A 21,597-nucleotide genomic window follows, 5' to 3' on the forward strand; every position below is an offset into this window, starting at 1 on the left:
ACATGGGAGCGTTCCGCGGAACAAGGATCCCGTCCGATAAATGCGGCGCTTTCCTTCTCCCGTGTATCCTTCAAGGATGAAAGATCCCGGGTGGAAGGATAGAGCTCCAATTCATATCCCATCCGGTGCAGTTCAGAAGCTCCTTCCGCCATCTCTCCGGAAGATATAATCAAGACGCATTTCATAAAATTTAAATGTTAAAGTTTAATCCAGGAAGGGCAGAAAATATCCTGTTCATCTTCAATATTTCCGGTAAACCACTGTTTTTGAATGAAAACCCGTTGCTGGGAGCCCAGCCACGCCCCCCACCAGGAAAAGGAGGAGCAAGAGAGGACAAGTTCCTGCATGGCCGTTAATTCCCGGAGGGCATCCAGTGTTTCATGTTCATCCATGACTATTTCAAAACGCTTGGCTTTCGGGACACTTTCCACCAGCTTCCGGGCCAGTTCAGGAGAGTCGGAGAAAACAACCAGTGTTCTGATATTGTCGGAAAGTCTTTTAAACGCCTCATTAAGGAAGGCGCCATCCGGCGTGTGATACATATCCGCTCTCTGAAGGTAATCTCCTATCCTCAGATGAACGCCGGCAGTTCCTTCCTGCACGGGCGCTATGAGAGACTGGAACAGGGAACGTATTTCTTCAGCAAAATCCTCAAAATACCGTTCACTCTGAAAGTAGCCGCTCAACGCGCCACGACGGACCGTATCCGGAATGGGCCTGTAAGAAAATCCGGGTTCCCGGTATGTTACAGGATCGGAATAGCCGCCATCCGGGCATGGAGAACACGCACTTCCCAAGTAAGACATCAGGTTCCAGGTGTTCAAATCGTGCCTCCAGGGAATGCGGCATCCAACGTCCGTCCTAAGCGCATGGGCATAAGTTGCGGCTATCTGGAACAAATGCCGGCCTGTACGTGAGTTTGGAAGGAATTGAGTAGTCACGTATTCAGGAGAAATCTTTTCTGAGTCAGAAGACAAAGAAAGAAACCTCCTGGAGCTGCTCTTCTTCGGTTTTCCCGCATCCAGACAAACGGCGCCCAGCAGATCAAAAGGATGTTCGTCCCGGTCGATGCGTCTTTCAAGACATTGAAGATGCAAATACCGGGATTCCCCCGGCGCATGCTGTGAAACGTAAAATCCGAATTCCTTCAACAGATAGCTTAAAAAATCGGTATTCCACAGGGACTGATGCTGGTAGGCTTCCATAAGCATGCACAAGTCATGTTCCGGAACCGGCTTTTCCCGAAACCGTTTCTTCATGTATTGCTTGAAAGCGGGAGATATCACTCCGTGCATCAAACGAATATCACGGAAACTCAGACGCAAAAAGCCTCCCGGTTTTAAACAGCGGAATGCCTCTGCAAAAAAATGGCAGGCCTCCACGGGCGTAACTTTGTCAATCCCATATTCCAGATAGAATGCATCTACCGAGTCATCTTTCCACGGAAGCGGACGGGTAATGTCATAGTTGGGGGAGTCCAAATTCAACCAGCCATTCAATCTCCGGTTACCGCACCCCAAATGAATATACTGCAGAGGAGATTGATCCATGATCTCGGCGCTGCTGGCAGAGAGTTTGCTTTCAGACCACAATCGGTACAGGGAAGGCATGCCGGGGCGCTGGTGAATCTCCATTTCCGACCCAATATAGGCATCTCCTTCTAAAAGAAGCTGTTCCATCGGCCACATTTGCCATTTCAACGTTAACTCCCCTTTATGCCCAATACTCCACCACCCATAGCAGGACGTGTCACGGCGCCGGAACACTCCGTTGGCATAAAACAGCATTTCACCCTTCCAGTGGAGATGAGTCACGTCGCAGACAACTGAAGGAACCCTGTGGTTGAAAGTATACAGGGCATTCATAATGGCAGGCGTGCACCAGTGCGCCGTTACCATGTCATTCCCGGCATCCGGGTAATGGACATTGCTCATGTAAAGACGGCCTGTCGACTTCAGCCTCCCTTCAAGTTTCCCTACCAGTTCACCCACGATCACATCCTCCGCCCCGCAATCCGCAAAGCCGGGCGCCTCCACAAGCTTCTCCACCATGCCCCTTTTCAGAAAATAACCCGCTCCCCCACTCGGAGAGTTGCGCATGGACACCAGCGCATCCCCGATCAAGTCGTACTCATCATCCACCACGGATTCCAAACGTTCCAAGTCCACATACGTATCGTCATCACACTTGAACAGCCACTCAAAGTCGTAGTTCTCCAGCGCATACCGAAAGAAAGACTTCACCTTCCCCGGTAGCTCGTCGTAGCCATCCGCTGTGTCCAGCACCACCGTATCCCCCCTTTCCTCTTCCAGTCCTTCCTTTCCTCCCACAAAGAACACGCATTCTATCCCATCCGCCGGATGCTCCAGCCACGTCTCCCTCACCGCATCCCTCTTTTCCTTCATCCGCTGGCACGAGCAGATTCCTACCAGTATCTTCACTTGCTTTTTCATGTCTTTTCTCCTTTCTAGGCAGGAAGCTGTTCCACCGCTTCAAAGATTTCCTCCCAGCTGGATACCGACGATTCCAGCCCTCCAAGTTCCAATCCCCGCTCACGAGCCGCCTCCGCCATGTCCCTCCTCAGGTTCGGTTCGTAGGCCATCTTGCTGGCGTAGTAGATGAAGTCCCTTTCATGGTCGCACAGCCATCCGGTTTTGCCGTGCTCCACCATCTGGCGCCAACCTCCGCGGTTGTCCACCACCAGCACGCTGCCGCTGGCCATCGCCTCAAAGCCCACTCTCGGCCAGTTTTCCGTCGTGTCCGTGGGCTGAAGCACTATTTCACAGTGCTTGTAGAAGTCCTGCTGGCTCACCTCCCTCTGGTCGCGCGCCGTGCGTATCCACCCGTAGGGTTCTCCGATTTTCTCCCGGCTCCTCTGGTCGAAGCCCAAAAACAGGCCACGCTTGAAGAGGGGGGAGACGAAGTATTCGTAGATGTGGAGCGTGTTGGCGGCGAATTTGTCCGCGTCCTGCCGGGAGATGCGCCCGCAGCCGAAGTATTCCCCGCTTCTCTCGGCGATGAAGGGGAAGGAGTCGTTGTGGAAGTAGGGCTTGAAGGTCATGAACGCAATGGAGGGGTCGTCGTTGCAGCGCTTGAGCAGGGGCATGTTTTTCTGGCGGACTTCTTCGTTTTGGTAAAGGAACATGGCAATGAGCCCCTGCTTCATGAGTTCCTTTTCCTTGTTGAAGAGCCAGGTCATGCAGTTGACGAAGATGGTGCGCCTGGTTTTTTGGCGGATGGCGGGGAGGTTTTCCAGGTATTCGCCGTTGCAGAATCCGATGATGGCATCCCCTTCTTCCAGGACGGACCAGTCGTTGGGAGCGTGGATATGAACGCCCAGCCCCAGCATTTCCAGGTAGAGGGCTTCGTTTTGGAAGCCGTCGTTGGTGGGGATGATGTGGACGTCAATGTCCATGTGTTTCCAGACCAGTATCTGGTGGTGGAGTTCAGTTCCGGCTCCGCCGTAGAGGCTGGGGAAGCCGTTGACATAGATTTTCTTTAAGGAGGTGCTCATGGGTTAATTCTCAAGTGGATTCACTGAGCGACGCTAGCACGCGAACTTTTATCCTGGCAATGGACAAGTTTTGAAAATATGGCAAAGAAATACCTGCCACCGGCAAGGGATACCTTCTCTTTTCGCATGTTGTCATCCGCCTCAAAAATTCACCAAATATCATAACGTTTCCGGCGTGTTTACTTTGCTGGTTTCTGTTAGCCGCATTCCCACTTCGGAGATCACAGCTGAATCACTGGTCGTAAACGGGGTTAGCGTAAGCCAGACTGACCATGAAGGCATTCATTCTTCACAACGGCGCTCCTGCATCTCTACAGGGATGTTTCTGGAAAAAAACCGATGGTAGCGGCAACACCATTATGGAGGAAACGGACGTAGCCGGACGCCCCGGCTAAGACTACTGATCCTGCGGGCCATGTCACCACCACCAGCTATCTGCCCTGCTGTGACAATCCTGCCTGCATCACCGACGCATTGGGAGGAACAACCTGTTATACCTACGACATACGCGGCAGAAAGACGGCAGAATATGGCACCGCCATTCAGCCGGCCTGCTTCGCCTACGACGAAGCCGACCGCATGGTGGCCCTGACTACCTTCCGTGCAAACGAAGGCGACATCACCACCGATCCTTCCGGCCGAACCGACGGAGACACCACCACCTGGCTCTACGATCCAGCCACCGGTCTGGAGCTGAAAAAAGCCTATGCCGACGGTTCCTGTGTCTCCAAAACCTATGACGATCTCAATCGTCTGAAGACATTGACCAAGGCCAGATGTATCACCACCACCTGTGCCTATGCTCCTCTCACCGGGGAACTCGTCTCCCCTCCCACAATGACGCTACTCCCGGATGGAAGTTCACCTACAACCACATCGGACAAATGACCTCCGTCCGGGACGCTTCAGGAACCAGGGAATTTTCCTACGATGCTTATGGCCGCATGATTCAGGACACTTCCTTTTGAACCGTGGAAAGCTGCACCCAGGAAGAATACGATGCCTTGGGGTGTTCCAACGGATACCGCCTGATGCTCGGCACACGCACGGTGCAGCACTCCCATCTTGACTACGGCCATCAGGGAGGCATTATTGGGATGAATCTGGAAGGCATCGCTTCTCCCTTTACATGGCAGTACGATCCAACCAGCGGCTTCCTCCACTCTCTCACCTACCCCAACGGCATGGTCCGCCAAAACACCTACCATCCTGCCCTCAACCTCGTAACCGCTATTGGTTACAGGAAGGGAGCGGACGGCGAATTGGCGGCCGGCCACGAATACGACTACAACGCGCTGATGCGTCCCACTCAACGACGGGACTCATGGGATGCTGCCACTCCCGCGACGATAAGAGGTTTTACCTATAACAGCCGCAGTGAACTGCTGGAAGATCGCATCAGCTGGGGAGGAAGGTTTGCGTCCTGCTATGACAACATCGGCAATCGCAAGACCGCCCGGGAATTGGAGGAAGACATCTCCTACGAATCCAACCGGCTCAACCAGTACACGGATATTGCCGAAGGGGTAGAAGATTTTAACCCCGTCTACGATGCCGACGGCAACCAGACCAGGATCAAGACTTCAACGTGTGTCTGGGAGGTATCCTACGACGCCAACGACCGCCCCGTCGTCTTCACCAGCCAGGATGGCAGAACAACCATCACCTGCGGTTACGACTACCGGGGAAGGCGCCTTGAGAAGAAGGCCACGGTCAATGGGGCAGTATCCGGCCACTCCCGGTTCCTGTACCGAGGCTATTTGCAGGTAGCCCAACTGGATTTGATGCATCCCGAACCCTTGCTGGTGAAGAGCTATTTGTGGGATCCGACAGAGCCCACGGCCACGCGCGTCCTGATGATGACATGCAGGAAAGACAACATTTCACAGCAGGAAGAGCATCTCTACTTCATCCACGATGCCTTGAAGAATGTCACTTCCATCCTTGACGGCCAGCAGAAACAAAAAGCCCGCTACGAATATGCACCTTTCGGAGGCCTGCTCACCGCTGAAGGGGACATGGCCCGGGAGAACAAGTTCAGGTTTTCCTGCGAGTTCTCGGATGACGAACTGGAACTTGTCTACTACAATTACCGCCATCTCAATCCCGCAGACGGCAGATGGATTAACCCCGATCCTATCCAGGAACAAGGAGGTGGAATTTATACGGTTTTGTTTCAAACAAATTGTTCATTACAGACCTTCTTGGATGTGCCATCTACGTGGTTGCCTGTCTAGATAAAAACAAAGAAAAAGACATAGAAAAAAATAAAATATTTATAAAAAACTCTAAAAAATATTACAGAGGAATATGATACATTAGCAGTAATCTCCCATGATGAATATTCAACAGCTACGGGAATAAAAAAGTCTACAATCAATTAATTATAGAAAAAAAAGGAAAATAAATCTAAAATATATGCCGACATGGGAAAATTTAAAAAATTCTTATCGTCATTGTATCCATCGAATGCAACAAATGGATATGGTATTTATTTAGTGGCATGCCATCAAGATGGTGTAATTTCCGATGGAGGCTGGAGAATTTATTCTAATGTTGAAGGAATAGTTGTACCTGATATCTCCGCATTATATGATTCCGATACATATTTTTTATCTCAATGATTCTTTACTGAAAGCAGAAGATTTATCCAAATTCGACTGTTGTGTAAAATGCAAATTAAAAAAAGATCCTACTTTAAAATTTGTTCACAAATCATAAAATATTATTTATCTATTTTAAGCATAACAAAAATCTATGCATGATTCTTGTTTTTTTCATGAAAATCATGCACATGAACTTTAAAAATTATAAAAGTAGCATAAATTATTTAATATGAAAACTAATATTATATTTCCTTCGGTTATTTTGGCATTAAATTTATTAGGGTCCTGTACATTCATATCCCAAAAAAAAGAAGAAACAAAAAACTCCTATATTCCTCCTTACTACCTACATTACAATACTCCTGCCTACATTGTAGGAAAAGATATGATTAGAAATTCATTAAAATCATACTGGGATTTGTCATCAAATACGACTCCACAACCAAATCTTAATCCATATGATAAAAAATGGAATGGAAGCGAAACAGCTCTTATGCTGGCGGCAGCTATCGGGGATATTGATACCATGAAGAAATTACTCGAATTTAAGGCTGATATTAATGTAGCTTCAAATGAAATGAAGCTCCCCTCTATGACCTTTCCCTACAAAGAAACTGCCTTACATTATGCTGCTCGTACAGGACAAATAGGTGCCTACAATTTTCTAATTAAACAAGGAGCTAACCAGAATTTGAAAAATACTGATGGAAAAACAGCCCAGCAATTACTGGAGAATGAAGTAAAAAATAATTAAAATTATAGAGTAACATACAGGATCGAAATAGGAGGGATAGGCCTGCCGGACAGTAACAGGATAAGAATATATACAGGACAATTTCTTCCAAAAAAAGATTTTCAGAAAGAACTTATTAAGTTAAAATTATCCTGTCTATAATAAAATAAAAGGGCAGCAAATTGACATCCTCTATCTTCCCCATACTCCTTTTTGTGCCATGATTAATGATTTTCCATATGGACTGGGATAGGTACTGGCCCGGGGAACCATTCTTGTAGCTTTATTTTCTGCATTTATACTTTATGTATTGCTGCTGAAATGGGAAAATAATGATACGACGAAATAGAGGTGATTTTTCCATGCCCTATATAATAGATATACTCAATAATTTATCCCCAGGAAGTGCTATTTACGAATTTAAAACTCCTGCATTGGAATTTAAATAAGTTATTTATTTTTAACAATATTGACATAAATTAATTAAGTATATAAAATACTTTTTTGAATTGAAATATGTTATGAATACAATAATTTTTAATAACAGATGGATTTCAGGAATTAAGCCGATAGTGATCGTGGTTTTCCTATTCCTCTGTTTCATCTGCATATTCTTTCCCGTCGTTTTCTATTCATTTATCATCGAATTAAAGAAGGAAACCAATGGCCATTTCATAATTCTGGGAATCACGTCTTTTTTTTCTCTGATTTTCATTATTACAACTCTCTATATTAGTTTGCTGCTTGTTTTTGGTAAATTACACATTGTTTTAGATCATTTTAAAATTATTGTTGACCAATATGTGCTGGGAATACGCATGACATCACAGCAGATTCCTTTAAGCGGCGATACCCGTATTATTCTGGAAAGCGGTCCTTTCGGTTCAAATGCCCATATCTTTAAAAACAATGGTAAGGTTCAGGCATTCCCGATGGCTCCAGTCGTATACAGTATCAAAATTCAAGAGGCAGGCAGATCAGACGTTATTCTTTCATCAGGTAATTATTCACTGGTATTAAAATTATTCCGCCAGATCTCCGGCCTATATCCAGAATTAACGGCTGAAATTGATACGAGCAGTGAAAAAAGATTACTTGATGAATACAGAAAGCGGATAAATTCCATAAAAAAACGGTCCGCATTGGCGCTTTCTCTTTTATGTTTTTTTGGCACAATATTAACGGGTCTTCCTTTGTCCCTGGAATACATGAATTATAAATATTCCAGGAACTGGGTTGAAATCCAGGGGAGAGTGGAGGAAATGCAGAAAGCTGAAAACAAGGATGGATTCCGCGTAGCATATTCTTGGAAAGGGAAAAAACGGTACACATCCCCGTATGAAAAAAGTTTCCTGTCGGACCAACATGAAGAAAATGCTACGGAAGGAAATCTGGTCCGTCTCTATGTTAATCCCGAGGACCCGGAGCAATACACTTTTGGCAGTTCCATATTGTCAAGTATGATAGGGCTCATTATTTGTTTTTGCTTATTACTACTATTTTCCCTATTACTATTCTGTGCGTTTTTGAAGCTTAGAAAAACAAATCTTGAACATAAAGTATTTAAAATGAATACTTTGTTGTACTATTTCCAGAAACCTTCCAAAACGATTGCTTTTCCGGAAACTGAAATACCCGCCTCCTTTGAACGGCGGCATATTCAAGCATGTAGTACCAGAACATCTTGAACCGACCAACATTTGTCCTCCTTTTTAAAATTATGAAATCATAAAATACTTTGTCGTAATATTATCAATATTGGTTACAATTTTTATAATTGGGCATAGTATTCTATTTTGTCCGTCTTTGTAAGATCCCTTTAATCTACACGGTCGTAATATTTATAAAGACTAATATTTATACTATTTTCAAGAAGGAGATATGCATGTCCTGTGGAAAAAGTATTCCTCGTTGCCTGACATACCCTTTAACCAGGCAGTTTCCTGTATTTATCGAAATGATATTCATACCATTTCCGTGTGTATAGACAATGAATGGTATGAAGTAGATATGATGAATGACAATATTAAAAAAATATCTGGAAATATTTTAACACCACATTCTGTACCCTCACCTATTTTCTATAAACAATTATAGGAGCCATCTGACAAAATCGGCCTTTGTCCATACATAAAAACGCCGTTCCGAAAAAATCCGGAACGGCGTTGCAGATGTTACGGCTATTTACTATCAACCAACTCCCGGCGTATGTATTCCGCTGTGGGCGAATCCTTTTGAGCGATTTGCTCCGGGGTGCCGCTGGCTACGATGCGGCCGCCTTCCTCTCCTGGTCCGGGCCCCATGTCGATAATATAGTCCGCCTCCGCCATGATTTCCGTGTTGTGCTCAATGACAATGACCGTATTTCCCTGGTCCGCCAGGCGGTGCAGCACGTCGATAAGAAGACGCACGTCCCGCGGATGCAGGCCGATGGAGGGTTCCTCAATGAGGTACAGGTCACCGGGCAGTTCCTTGCCTTTCATCAGGGCGTTCCGGCTGACGCGCCGGCCCTTGATGAGTTCCGTCACCAGCTTGAGCCTCTGGGCCTCCCCGCCGGAGAGCGTGTTGGAGGCCTGCCCCAGTGTCAGATAGCCCAGGCCGGTTTCCGCCAGCAATTTGAGGGGATCTGAAATGCGGGGCTGGCTTTCAAAGAATTCCGCCGCCTCCGAGAAGTCCATCCGCAGCACGTCCGCAATGGTTTTCCCCTTGTACCTCACGGTCAGGGTGGCGGCGTTGTAACGCTTGCCCCGGCAGGTTTCACACGGCACGTAGCAGGGAGGCAGGAAGTCCATTTCCAGCTTCTGCATGCCTGTTCCCTTGCAGGACTCGCAGTTGCCCTGCCCCGTGTTGAAGGAGAAGCGGCCGCGGTCGAAACCCAGCCGCCGGGCATCCGCCGTCTGGGCGAACAGGGTCCGGATATCATCCAGAAACCCCACGTAAGTGGCCGGAGTGGACCTGGGAGTCTTGCCGATGGGACTCTGGTCCACCCCGTACACCATCCGCAGGGAATCAAACCCGGAAGAGGATTTCCACAGCTTCTTCTGTTCACGGGTCAGTTTGTCCCCCAGCGCCTGGCGCGCCGCCAGGCGGATGGTTCCGGTCATCAGGGAGGTCTTGCCCGCTCCGGAAACGCCAGTCAGTACGGTAAGGCGCCCCTTGGGAATAGCCACGTCCACATTCTTCAGGTTATGCAGGCAGCAGCCCTCCACCCGGAGCCACGCGGTTTCATCCTTGCGGGCAGGTATCCGGCGCCGTTTGCCGCGGTACGGATGGTGCGGCTTGTGATGCAGGGCCAGCCCGGTAACGGAATCCGGCATTTCCGCCAGTTCCTCAAAGGTCCCCTGGGCCATGACGCGCCCACCGTGGACGCCCGCTCCGGGGCCCATGTCCACAATGCGGTCCGCACGCTTCATCGTGTCCTCGTCATGTTCCACCACCAGCAGCGTATTCCCCCGGCGTTTGAGTTCATCCAGCGTGCCCAGAAGCAGTTCATTGTCCCGCGGGTGCAGCCCGATCGTGGGTTCATCCAGAACGTACAGTACGCCCCGGAGATGAGAGCCAAGCTGGGATGCCAGGCGAATGCGCTGGGTTTCCCCGCCGGAAAGCGTCGTCGCACTGCGGTCCAGGGACAGGTACCCCAGCCCCACGCGCTGGAGGAAGCCGAGCCGCTGCGTCACTTCCGCAACTACGTCCCGGGCGATCAGGGCTTCTTCACGTTCAAACTTCCAGCCCTCCACCAGTTTGGCGGCCTCCATGGCCGGCAATGAGGCAAGCTCGCCAGGCGTCACGCCCTGGAGCCTGACGGCACGGGCAAATTCATTCAGGCGCACACCGCGGCAGGCAGGGCATGTTTTTACCTCCTTTTCGTCATCCACCTGCTTGGCAAGCTCCTTGTCGTATTTCAACTCCGCTTCCAGCAGGGACTGGGCCTGGTCTTCCTTCATCTTGCGCTTGCCCACCACGCCGTGCCCCCGGCAGACGGGGCACCAGCCGCGGGGAGAGTTGAAGGAAAACGTGTACGGCTCCAGTTCCGGGAAAGACTGGCCGCAGGAGGCGCAAGCCAGCTTCACGCCCATCAACTCCGGAGAGGAGGAACCGGGGGGAAGCACCTGCAGGAAACCTTCCCCCATGTCCAGCGCGGCGTGAACCGCCTGCGCCACTTCATCCGGGGTCCAGGAACTTTCCGGACGGCTCATCACCAGGTCCAGATCGTGGCTGGAATAACGGTCCAGGGGCTGAAAGCCGCTCAGCGGCACCAGGCCTCCGTCCACCCACAATTCTTCATACCCCTTGCCTTCCGCCCAGCGCGCCAGATCGGCGTAATGCCCCTTGCGCCCGCGCACCAGGGGCGCCAGCAGGGCCAGCCTGCCATGCTTTTTCAACTGCCGGGAAACGAGTTCCACCACTTCCGATTCCGAACGCTTGCCTACCGGCACTCCGCACTTCGGGCAATAGGCCTGCCCCAGCTTGGAATACAACAGGCGCAGGAACTGCCAGATTTCCGTAACCGTCCCCACCGTGGACTTGGTACCGCCGCGGGACATGTTCTGCTCAATGGCCACCGTGGGCGGCAGACCCGTAAGGCGGTCAATGTCCGGACTTTCCAGTTGCTCGGTAAACTGGCGGGCATACGGAGACATGACGTCCATGAAACGCCTCTGCCCTTCCGCAAAGAAGATATCGAAGGCCAGGGAGCTTTTTCCCGATCCGGACAAGCCGGTCAGCACGGTCATTTCTCCGCGAGGCACGTCCAGATCCACGTTCTTCAGGTTGTGGTGCCGCGCCCCCCGCAGGGCCATGACGCCTGCCGGAATATCCATATCCGCGGAATCCGGCATGGCGGCGTCCTGCGGATCGTAAACGGAGGGAAGGCCTTCGAGCACGTCCTTGAGGTACTTGCCCGTGTAGCCCTTGCCGGCCGCCACGATTTCCTCCGGCGTCCCGGCCGCAACCACATGGCCGCCGCCCGCTCCGCCTTCCGGCCCCAGGTCAATCACGTAATCCGCGGACTTGATAAACTCCGGGTTGTGCTCAATCACCAGCAGGGTATGCCCCTGCTCCACCAGCTCCCGGAAAACGGCCAGCAGCACTTCAATATCGGCAAAATGCAGCCCCGTTCCCGGCTCGTCCAGAATCAGCATCTTGGGATTGTTTTTGCCGGAGCCCATCTGGTCCAGCAGTATCTTGGCCAGCTTCAGGCGCTGGTTCTCCCCGCCGGACAGCGTATTCAGCGGCTGTCCCAGCGTCAGGTGGCCCAGCCCCACGCGCCGGAGCACGCCCAGCTTTTCCGCAATGCGTCTGGCACGCGCACCCTTTTCCCCACCGAAGTATTCCAGGGCGGCCGTCACGGTCATGCCCAGAACGTCGGCAATATTCCTGCCGTCGCGGTACACGCTCAATACCTCGTTCCCGTAGCGGGCACCGTGGCACAGGGGACACTGGACGAAAATGTCTGAAAGAAACTGCATCTCCACCTTCTCGCTGCCCATCCCCATGCAGCGGGGACAGCGCCCGTCGCCGCTGTTGAAGGAAAAGAATCCCGGCTTCATCCCGCGGGCGCGGGCCGTTTCCGTATCCGCAAACAGGGCGCGGATTTCCTCAAACACGCCGGAATACACGGCAGGAGTGGAACGGGGTGTGCGCACGATGGGACTCTGGTCCACCATCACCACTTCATCAAGCAGCTCCCAGCCCTTGACGGACTTCACGTGTGCAGGCTCTTCCTCGCACACGCCGCCCTTGGCCACCAGCGCGTTCAAATACACCACGTCGTGTGCCAGCGTGCTCTTGCCGGAACCGCTGACGCCCGTCAGGCAGGCGAACACGCCCAAGGGAATGTTCACGTCCAGTTTTTTCAGGTTGTGCCGGGTAGCGCCGGAAATCTGCAAAAACTTTCCGGGCTTGCGCCTCTTCTGCGGAATGGAGATGCGCCGCCTGCCGGACAGGAACGCCCCCGTCAGGGATTCCGGCACCTCCGCAATACGGTCCGGAGCGCCGGAATACACCAGGCGCCCCCCTTCGCGGCCGGAGCCGGGGCCCATGTCCACCAGACAGTCGGCGGCGCGCATCACGGCTTCCTCGTGCTCCACGACCACCAATGTGTTTCCCCGTGTCTTGAGACGGTTCATGGCGGAAATCAGGCGGGAGGTATCCCGGGGATGCAGGCCCACGGTCGGTTCATCCAGCACGAACAACGTATCCGTCAGAGAAGCCCCCAGGCAGGTAGTCAGACTGACGCGCTCGATCTCCCCGCCCGAAAGGGTGCGCGTGGCGCGGTCGGAACTCAGGTAGCCCAGTCCCACTTCATTAAGATACTCCAGGCGGCTCCGCAATTCGGCCACGGCATGCTTCAGGCCGGGGTCTTCATGGGAACGCGGCGTCACATGCTTGTCCACCCAGGCCAGCAACTCATCCATGGGCATGCAGAACAGATCCGGCAGGCTTTTGCCGCCCAGCTTGAACTGGAGGGCCTCCGGCCTCAGGCGCTGTCCATGGCAGGACGGGCATTCCTGATAAACCCGGAAGCGGCTCAAATACACCCTGACATGCATCTTATGCGTCCGGCTCTCCAGATACTTGAAAAATCCAGCGATGCCGTACCACAGTCCGCGTTCGTACATTTCATCCGGGTCACTGCCGTCGCCATACATCAGCCAGTCCCGTTCCCACTGCTTCAAATCCTTCCAGGGCACGTCCAGACGCACCTGCCGGGGGCTCTTGCGCCAGGCGCGCATCAGGTCCTTCTTGCATTCGGAAAAGACCTTGCCCTCTCCCTCGAAAATATGGATGGCCCCGTTCCTGACGCTCAATTCCGGCTTGATGCAGCGGTTGTAGTCCACCGTGATCACGCGGCCGTAGCCCCGGCATTCCGGACAGGCGCCCAGGGGTGAATTGAAGGAAAACAGGCCGGGCCGCGGCTCCATGAGCGGATACCAGTCTCCGCGGAACTTCATGGCCGGCAGCCAAATTCCGTCCACGCGCGGAACCACGTGGGCCACGCCGCCGCCCAGGCGCATGGCCGTTTCCAGAGCCTCCAGACGGCGTTCCCTCTGTTCCTCATTCAGCCGAACACGGTCCTGAATGACCAGCAGGGATTCGCCTTCCGGCAGGGACCAGTCATCGTCCTCCAGCCGCAGCATCTCCCCATGCGCGAAAACGCGCAAATAACCCTGCGCCACCAGGTTCATCTTGAGCGTGGACAGGTCAATGGACTCCGTACGGGGCACCTCCAGGCAAATCATCAGCTCCGTGCCCGGAGGCAATTCCGCATTCAGCTTTTCGTCAATGGAACCGGGCGTCTCCGGCCTGATCTCCCGGCCCGTCTCCGGATCAAATCCGGACGCCAGCCGGGCGAAGACGAACTTCCAGTAATCATTCAGTCCCGTCATCGTTCCCACGGTAGAGCGGGAAGTCCTGACGGAATTGCGCTGGTGCAGCGCAATCGCCGGAAGAATATTCTCTACGGTATCCACGTCCGGCTTGTCCATGCGGTCCATGAACTGACGTACGTAGGGGGAAAAGGTTTCCATATACCGCCGCTGCCCTTCCGCGTACAGCGTATGCATGGCCAGGCTTGTCTTTCCGGACCCGGAAGGCCCCGTCACCACCGTCAAACGCCCCAGGGGAATATCCACATCCACATTCTGCAAATTATGCTCGCGGGCGCCCCGGATGCGTATGCGCCCATCATCGCAATGACTCATGGGCGGATAATATCATCAATTTGGAATCATTCCAATGACGTTACATGTCATGATTCCGAATTCATTCGCCCTGCGGGTTTCCCGTTGCTTCCTTTATTTTCTCTGCCTTTTTCCGTGTATTCCCTCAGGAAAAATTATTCTGGAACCGTCCCCTTCCACCCTTTCATGAACCAGCCTGCTTTAACCTTATTCCGACTTGGAGCCCCCGAAATTTCCTGCTCCTCTTCTGGAGCATCCTCCCCATGGCCATCTATTACTGGCTGCGGTCCCGCAACAAGGAAAAACCCGTCACCGGCACGGAATATCTAGTCACCATTCCTCTTTTCCTGCTTTTCGGCTGGTTCACCCTGTTCTGCACCTGGCTCATCCATCTTGCCCGGAACAAGCCGGCCGGCCGTTGAACATCGCCCTCCCTCCGCTGCCGGCCTTTACTCCTTTGTCCATGCATCCAGCTTCATGCCGCAGAGGTTGACCTCCACGGAGGCGGCATTCTCCGGCCAGGGAATGACCAGCTGATAACCGCCCGCATAGAGCAGCTTTCCGGAAGTCCTGCCCGCAGGCCGGGTGTAGAGGAACACGTTGACCTCATCGCCTTCCGGCTGCATCTCCACGTACAAGTCTCCCTGATACTGGGTATTCAAGTCAAAATGAAGGGAAATATTCCCTTCTTCATTAATTTCCCCGGATATCAAATGAATATCGTCCTTGCACACGGTTCCGTCCTCATGGCAGCATCCCGCCAGCGTACAGGCGAGGGCCATGGGAACCCAGCAGGGAAGTTTGTGGAAAACATGAGGCATAAAACGTTCTCTCCTTTCTCCTGTAACATCTTGCAGGGAAAATAAGGATGCAAGGAAAATCAGGTCCAACGCCCCGGCATGTCATTCAAAAATGAACCTATCACGTCATGATTTGCCCAAATCGCGGGCCGTGCTTGCATTTCTTTCCGCACCCGCTAGTATTTTTCGATTCTTAGATCGCTGAAAGCGCCTCTACCTCGTCAATTTTCAACAAGACAAAGATGATTAAGTGGATTCTAACCAAGATTGTCGGTACCAAAAACCAGCGTGAAGTGCGCCGCCTGCGCCCCATTGTGGAACAAATCGTCTCCATTGAGGAATCATGGAACGGCAAGGGACAGGACTTCCTGCTTGAAAAAACAAGGGAATGGCAGAGCTACCTGCACCGCTTCCTTCCCATGGACCTGCCGCCCGTGCGCATCGTGGAAGCCGCGCCCAAAGAAGAACTGGAAAGCATCGCCTCCCGGCTGAATGCCCGCTTTGAATCCCTGAAAAACGAATTCGCCGCCCTCCCCACGGTGGAAGCCACTCCGGCCTCCATTGAGGAAGGCAAGGCCGCATGGAACAACATCACGCCCCAGTTCGACAAACTCCGGGAACGTTACCTCAACCAGATCCTTCCGGAAGCGTTTGCCGCCGTCAAGCACGGCGCCCGCCTGCTCTGCGGAGAAGAACGGGAAATCTGCGGACAAAGACAGCTCTGGGACATGATCCACTTTGACGTCCAGCTGCTCGGCGGCATCGCCCTGCACCGCGGCTACATCGCGGAAATGGCCACGGGCGAAGGCAAAACCCTCGTCGCCACCCTTCCCGTCTATCTCAACGCCCTCACCGGCATGGGGGTACACGTGGTAACGGTGAACGACTACCTGGCGCGCCGCGACTCCGAATGGATGGGCATGCTCTTCCAGTTCCTGGGGCTGACGGTCGGCTGCATCCAGAGCATGATGCCTTCCCAGCTGCGCCGCGAACAATATGCCTGCGACATCACCTACGGCACCAATGCCGAATTCGGCTTTGACTACCTGCGCGACAACGGCATGGCCACGTCCAAATCAGAGCAGGTTCAGAGAGGCCACTACTTCGCCATCGTGGACGAAGTGGACTCCATTCTTATTGACGAAGCCCGTACGCCGCTCATTATCTCCGGCCCCGCCGTCGTTACCCGTGAACAGCAGTACGACAACCTGCGCCCCTCCATCGAACGCGTGGTGAAGGCCCAGACCGACCTCTGCAACGAACTGATGACCCAGGCCCTGAAAGCCCAGGAAGAAGGCAGGACGGAAGAAGTGGGACGCAACCTGTTCAAGGTGAAAATGGGCCAGCCCCGCCACCGCGCTTTCATGCGCGCCATGCAGGACCCGGAACTGCGCCGCATCGTGGAAAAATACGAACTGACCCTTTACCAGGACACCCGCAAGAAGGAACTCTACAAGCTGAAGGAGGAAATGTACTTCACCGTGGATGAAAAAACCCATGACGCGGACCTGATGGAAAAAGGCCGTGAAATCATCTCCCCCGGACACCCGGAAGACTTCGTTCTCCCGGACCTCGGCACCGCCTTTGCGGAAATGGATGAAAATCCCCGCCTGACGGAAAAAGACAAGCTCCGTCTTAAAAACGAACTCACCAAAAAGCTGGATGAAACGGGCGCCCGCCTGCACACCACCTCCCAGCTTCTCAAGGCCTACTGCATTTACGAAAAAGACGTGGAATACGTCGTCAAGGACGACAAGGTCATCATCATCGACCAGAACACGGGCCGTGAAATGCCGGGACGCCGCTGGAGCGACGGCCTGCACCAGGCCGTGGAAGCCAAGGAAGGCGTGGAAGTGGAACGCGAAAACCAGACCTATGCCACCATCACCATCCAGAACTACTTCCGCCTGTACAAAAAACTGGCGGGCATGACCGGCACGGCGGAAACGGAAGCCGCGGAATTCCACGACATCTACAAGCTGGACGTGCTTCCCATCCCGACCAACCGCCCCTGCATCCGGAAGGACCAGAACGACCTCATCTTCAAATCCCGCCGCGAGAAATTCAACGCCGTCATCAACAAAATCCAGGAACTCCACGGCAAGGGCCAGCCCATCCTGATCGGCACGGCCAGCGTGGACGCCTCCGAAACCCTCTCCCGCATGCTCAAGAGGGCTAAAATCCCCCATGAAGTGCTGAACGCCAAAAACCACCAGCGTGAAGCCGAAATCGTGTCTCTGGCCGGCAAGCGCGGAGCCGTTACGGTCTCCACGAACATGGCCGGACGCGGTACGGACATCAAGCTGGGAGAAGGCGTGGCGGACCTGGGCGGCCTCTTCGTACTGGGTACGGAACGCCACGAATCCCGCCGCATCGACCGCCAGCTGCGCGGCCGCTGCTCCCGTCAGGGCGACCCCGGCGCTTCCCAGTTCTTCATCTCCTTTGAAGACGACCTGATGCGCAACTTCGGCGCGGCGGAACGCATGACCAAGATGATGGAACGCCTCGGTGTGGCCGACGGCGAAGCCCTGGAACACAGCTTCCTGAACAAATCCGTGGAATCCGCCCAGAAGCGGGTGGAACAGCGCAACTACATGTGGCGCAAGCACGTGCTGGACTATGACGACGTGATGAACAAGCAGCGCGAAATCGTGTACGGTTACCGCAATGAAGTACTCTCCACGGAAAACCCGCGTGAAATGATCTACGACGTGCTGGAGGAAGTAATCGCCACCCGCGCCCACGAATTCCTTGACCCGGACGCAGAAGGCATTACCCATCCCGACGAGCTGCTTGCCTGGATGAACTCCTCCTTCCCGCTGGGCCTCACGGCGGATGCCGCCAAGCTGGAAGACCGCCCGCTGGACGAAACCATCGCCTTCCTGATCGACAAGGTAAAGGCCACGTATGAAGACAAGGCCTCCCGCGAACGTCCGGAATACCTGGACCACATGGAACGCCAGATCATCCTGGGGGCCATTGACAAGCTGTGGCAGGAGCATTTGTACAACATGGACTCCCTCCGGGAAGGCGTCCGCCTCCGCGCCCAGGGCCAGAAAGACCCGCTCGTGGAATACAAGTCGGAAGCCTACGACCTCTTCGTCACCCTGATGGACAGCATCAAGAGCGAAGCCATCGGCAACCTCTTCAAGAGTACCACCAACCTGGACGCCTTTGAAGACTTCCTGGCCAGCCTGCCCCAGTTCGAGACCTCCGACGACGGGCAGGAAAACGGAGCCAGCCTCCCGGAAATCGGATTCGACGGCATGCCGACGGACCTACTCTCCGCCCTGCGCGAACAGGTATCCAGGGCCCGCGAACAGCAGGCAGCGCAGCAGCCGGAACAGGAATCCTCCTCCGCCCCGGCCGCCATCTCCGATGCCACCACCATCGGTGAAGGCTATCAGCCTGCGGCTCCGGAACCCAAACTGGTGATGCCCAAACGCAAGGTCAGCGTCGTCCTCCGCAAGGAAGAAACCGCATCCGTACCGGCTTCCGCTCCCGTCTCCGATGATGAGGAAATCGCCGTCACGCTGGACTCCCAGGACTTCGCAGAAACCATGGACAACCGGGACTCCGCGGAAACCCGCACATTCTAAACACCATCCTGTCTTCGGGCGGAGGAAACGGGCTTGACGGCCTTTTCCTCCGCCTTCAAACTTTCGGTGCACTCCTTGACCACGCTTCCTCCCAATAAATCAACCAACGTCCGTTCCGTACTGGAGTATGTTCCCTACTTCAGGGGCAAAATCTTTGCCGTACATGTGGAACAACCCCTGGTGAACTCGGAGGAACTGGTGGATGCCCTGCTGGACCTGGATGCATTGCAGGAAATAGGGGTGAAGCCCGTCCTGATTGCAGAAGGGCCGGACGCTTACGCCCTGTACGAACATACCCGCGTCTGTGAAATGCGCTCCGCCCTGGTGGAAGCCCCGCTGAAAGGCGGCCAGCTTGTCCGCGAACGCGTCCGGGAAATCCTGGGACGCCATCAGATACCCGTCGTAGCCTCCGGGCGCACGGGCTCGTTTGATACGGACTCCATTCATCTGGCGTACACGCTGGGAGCCTCCAAATACATTGCCCTGCTCAACGACCACAAGGTTCCTTCCCGGGACGGCCACCCCATCGCCGCCATTCTGGAATCGGAGGTTGCCGGACTGTCCGGAAATCTGGCACACAGGGAATTGCTGGACCAGGCCGCGGAAGCCTGCCGTGCCGGCATTCCGCGCGTGCACCTGCTGGACGGCAAAATGCGCGGGGTACTGGTGGAGGAACTCTTCTCGGAAGAAGGCGTGGGCACGATGGTCCACACGGACTCCTACCGGGAAATACGTCCCCTGAAAGAAGAGGACATCCCGGAACTCCTGTCCATGATCGCCCGTTCCGTCGTGGACTCCAAACTGGTGGACCGCAACTATGAGGATATAGCCGCGAAAATCGACGACTACTACGTCCTGACGCTGGATGACAGCATCGTGGGCTGCGTGGCCGTGTACCCTTATCCGGAACACCGCAGCGCGGAACTCGGCTGCCTGTACATCAAGCACCGCCATGAAGGCCGTGGATACGGCCGCACGCTCTGTGAATTTGCCAGGAAAAAGGCGGAGGAAATGGGCGTGGACTTCATCTTCGCCCTGTCTCAAAGCGCCGTCCACTACTTCCGGGACCGCATGCACTATGCGGAATTCTCCCGCGACTGCCTTCCCCCGGAACGTCTCCGCGCTCTGGAACTCAGCGGCCGCAAATCCGGAGTCTTCGGATTGAGGCTGAAATAAATCTGCCAGGACTTCCATTCCTCTTACCGGCTCTTTCTGCCACTCTCTACCATTCCGGCAGTTACCTGCTAAAACACCCCGGAACCAAGCAGTTCCGGGGTGTTTGCAAAACTGGTAGCAGGGAGGTGATTTGAACACCCGACCAAAGGCTTATGAGTCCTCTGCTCTACCACTGAGCTACCCTGCCATGTAGTGGTTGGTGCCGTAAGGCGGAGAGATATTTAGCCCGAAACGGAAAGAATGTCCAGAAGTTTTTATGGGACCGGCATATTTTATGACGCCGGAGCCCTTCCTCACGCACAGAAACTTTTGATGCTGAACAGGATCGTTCCCCCGCAGTCCATCGGCCCGCCGGGACAGGAAGGCCGCCATGCTGTCCGGCGCCTTCCCGGCTTGGATCATCCTTCTTCCCTGTCGGAGCCGTCAAACCGGTGGAACAGAAAATAAAGTCCCATGAAAATTTTCGGGTCCACCACCTTTCCCTGTCCTGTCTGGTCCATCAGCCAGTCGTGCACCAAAGAAAGAGGAATCCGGTGTACGGTAATATCCTCATTGTCCACCCCTCCTCCTTCCGCTACCTGCCGAAGTCCGTCCGCCAGATAAAAGGATACCATTTCCGTCGTCAGTCCGGGGGAGGAAGGCCCGGTAAATAGATAGGTCCAGAAGGAAGCGCTGTATCCGGTTTCCTCTTCCAACTCCCTGCGCGCGGATTCCAGGGAGCTTTCCTCTCCGCCGTCCCCGGAAAGCCCGGCAGGCAGCCCGATGGTACGTGCATGCAGGGGAAAACGGTACTCCTCCACCAGCAGCAATTCTCCCTCTTCCGTCACCGCAATCACCATGACGGCTCCGTTGGCGTTTACCCTGCGTACATATTCCCATCTGCCCTCCTTGACCAATTCCAGAAATTTGCCACGGAAAAGGGTTTGAGGCCGTTCTTCAGGATTATCCGCATGTTTCATCATGGGGCCACGTTAGATTTCCGGCCGGCTCTTGTCAACCACGTCGCCGTACCTCTTCCGTAGCATGCCGGATTCCGGCATGCTACGGTTCGTGTAAGTGCTTGATAAGCCCGTTCGTAATTGTTTCCTTTTCGTCACATTAGGCCCAAACAACAAAGTAAATCATTGATAATAAAAAGGTAATATACGTTTCAAAGAAATATACTCAGGAGGACTAAATTATTGATCGAATCAAGACTAAAAAATTCTTTGATGTGGAACCCCCGTGGAACTTGAAGCGGTGGAACGATGACTCATGAAGATTCAAAAAGATGTTTTTTCTCTTGCCGCAAATCAGTAATTTGGCGCTCCCGTCAGCCGGGATGTCGAGCTGGAGGCGGACGAGTTCGCCTTCTCCATTCCGATAGACGCCGCGAGTTTTCACGGATACGGATGAACTGTTATGTTCTATCCGCGTCCGGTCTCGCAGCCAGACGGGGAAAGCCCATATAGGCTTTACAACCAAACAACTTCATCATTTTCATAACA

Annotated in this window: 14 protein-coding genes and 1 tRNA gene; 9 read left to right on the forward strand and 6 right to left on the reverse strand. The window is 53.6% G+C overall.

Annotation, left to right across the window (positions count from 1 at the left end):
• Window positions 1-197 precede the first annotated feature (197 nt).
• Both V3C20_RS13335 and V3C20_RS13340 read right to left on the reverse strand, forming a co-directional pair.
• A complete protein-coding gene (locus V3C20_RS13335) occupies window positions 198-2,453 on the reverse strand; it encodes an alpha-1,2-fucosyltransferase (protein WP_149874446.1) in 2,256 nt (751 codons plus the stop codon).
• Window positions 2,454-2,467: 14 nt separating this feature from the next.
• Window positions 2,468-3,514 (reverse strand): glycosyltransferase, encoded by a 1,047-nt coding sequence (locus V3C20_RS13340; protein ID WP_149873365.1) that lies wholly within the window; start codon window positions 3,512-3,514, stop codon window positions 2,468-2,470.
• A gap of 272 nt (window positions 3,515-3,786) precedes the next feature.
• On the opposite strand from V3C20_RS13340, the gene V3C20_RS13345 reads away from it, so the two are divergent.
• The 6 genes from V3C20_RS13345 to V3C20_RS13370 all read left to right on the forward strand — a co-directional run bounded on the left by V3C20_RS13345 (window position 3,787) and on the right by V3C20_RS13370 (window position 8,541).
• Window positions 3,787-3,909, forward strand: a complete 123-nt coding sequence (locus V3C20_RS13345; protein ID WP_275124783.1) for a hypothetical protein — start codon at window positions 3,787-3,789, stop codon at window positions 3,907-3,909.
• A 79-nt stretch (window positions 3,910-3,988) separates the two neighbouring features.
• Window positions 3,989-4,402 (forward strand): hypothetical protein, encoded by a 414-nt coding sequence (locus tag V3C20_RS13350; RefSeq protein WP_238623798.1) that lies wholly within the window; start codon window positions 3,989-3,991, stop codon window positions 4,400-4,402.
• An 83-nt stretch (window positions 4,403-4,485) separates the two neighbouring features.
• Entirely contained in the window at window positions 4,486-5,751 is a 1,266-nt protein-coding gene (locus V3C20_RS13355; RefSeq protein WP_130083528.1) for an RHS repeat-associated core domain-containing protein, read from the forward strand.
• Window positions 5,752-5,940: 189 nt separating this feature from the next.
• Complete coding sequence (locus tag V3C20_RS13360; RefSeq protein WP_130083527.1) at window positions 5,941-6,138, forward strand: hypothetical protein; 198 nt, start codon at window positions 5,941-5,943, stop codon at window positions 6,136-6,138.
• A gap of 211 nt (window positions 6,139-6,349) precedes the next feature.
• Window positions 6,350-6,874 carry an ankyrin repeat domain-containing protein gene (locus V3C20_RS13365; protein WP_130083526.1) on the forward strand — a complete coding sequence of 175 codons (525 nt, stop codon included), beginning with the start codon at window positions 6,350-6,352 and terminating at the stop codon, window positions 6,872-6,874.
• Between the two features lie 716 nt (window positions 6,875-7,590).
• On the forward strand, window positions 7,591-8,541 hold the full coding sequence (locus V3C20_RS13370) for a DUF3592 domain-containing protein (RefSeq protein WP_161981324.1): 951 nt from the start codon (window positions 7,591-7,593) through the stop codon (window positions 8,539-8,541).
• A gap of 492 nt (window positions 8,542-9,033) precedes the next feature.
• Here V3C20_RS13370 and uvrA read toward each other — a convergent pair whose 3' ends face one another.
• Entirely contained in the window at window positions 9,034-14,556 is a 5,523-nt protein-coding gene (gene uvrA, locus V3C20_RS13375) for an excinuclease ABC subunit UvrA (protein ID WP_130083524.1), read from the reverse strand.
• A gap of 242 nt (window positions 14,557-14,798) precedes the next feature.
• On the opposite strand from uvrA, the gene V3C20_RS13380 reads away from it, so the two are divergent.
• Window positions 14,799-14,957, forward strand: coding sequence for a hypothetical protein (locus V3C20_RS13380; RefSeq protein WP_153812548.1), 159 nt, complete (start codon window positions 14,799-14,801; stop codon window positions 14,955-14,957).
• A gap of 27 nt (window positions 14,958-14,984) precedes the next feature.
• On the opposite strand, the gene V3C20_RS13385 is transcribed toward V3C20_RS13380, so the two are convergent.
• Window positions 14,985-15,356, reverse strand: coding sequence for a hypothetical protein (locus V3C20_RS13385; RefSeq protein ID WP_130083523.1), 372 nt, complete (start codon window positions 15,354-15,356; stop codon window positions 14,985-14,987).
• 221 nt (window positions 15,357-15,577) lie between these two features.
• Here V3C20_RS13385 and secA point away from each other — a divergent pair, with 221 nt between their 5' ends.
• Complete coding sequence (gene secA, locus V3C20_RS13390) at window positions 15,578-18,934, forward strand: preprotein translocase subunit SecA (protein ID WP_130083522.1); 3,357 nt, start codon at window positions 15,578-15,580, stop codon at window positions 18,932-18,934.
• Between the two features lie 75 nt (window positions 18,935-19,009).
• Window positions 19,010-20,110, forward strand: coding sequence for a GNAT family N-acetyltransferase (locus V3C20_RS13395; protein ID WP_149873773.1), 1,101 nt, complete (start codon window positions 19,010-19,012; stop codon window positions 20,108-20,110).
• A 112-nt stretch (window positions 20,111-20,222) separates the two neighbouring features.
• Here V3C20_RS13395 and V3C20_RS13400 read toward each other — a convergent pair.
• Both V3C20_RS13400 and V3C20_RS13405 read right to left on the reverse strand, forming a co-directional pair.
• A tRNA-Met gene (locus tag V3C20_RS13400) sits at window positions 20,223-20,297 on the reverse strand.
• A 211-nt stretch (window positions 20,298-20,508) separates the two neighbouring features.
• Window positions 20,509-21,072, reverse strand: coding sequence for an NUDIX hydrolase (locus tag V3C20_RS13405; RefSeq protein ID WP_238623797.1), 564 nt, complete (start codon window positions 21,070-21,072; stop codon window positions 20,509-20,511).
• Window positions 21,073-21,597: the final 525 nt, after the last annotated feature.

The sequence above is a fragment of the Akkermansia sp. RCC_12PD genome, from assembly GCF_036417355.1.
Taxonomy (GTDB): domain Bacteria; phylum Verrucomicrobiota; class Verrucomicrobiia; order Verrucomicrobiales; family Akkermansiaceae; genus Akkermansia.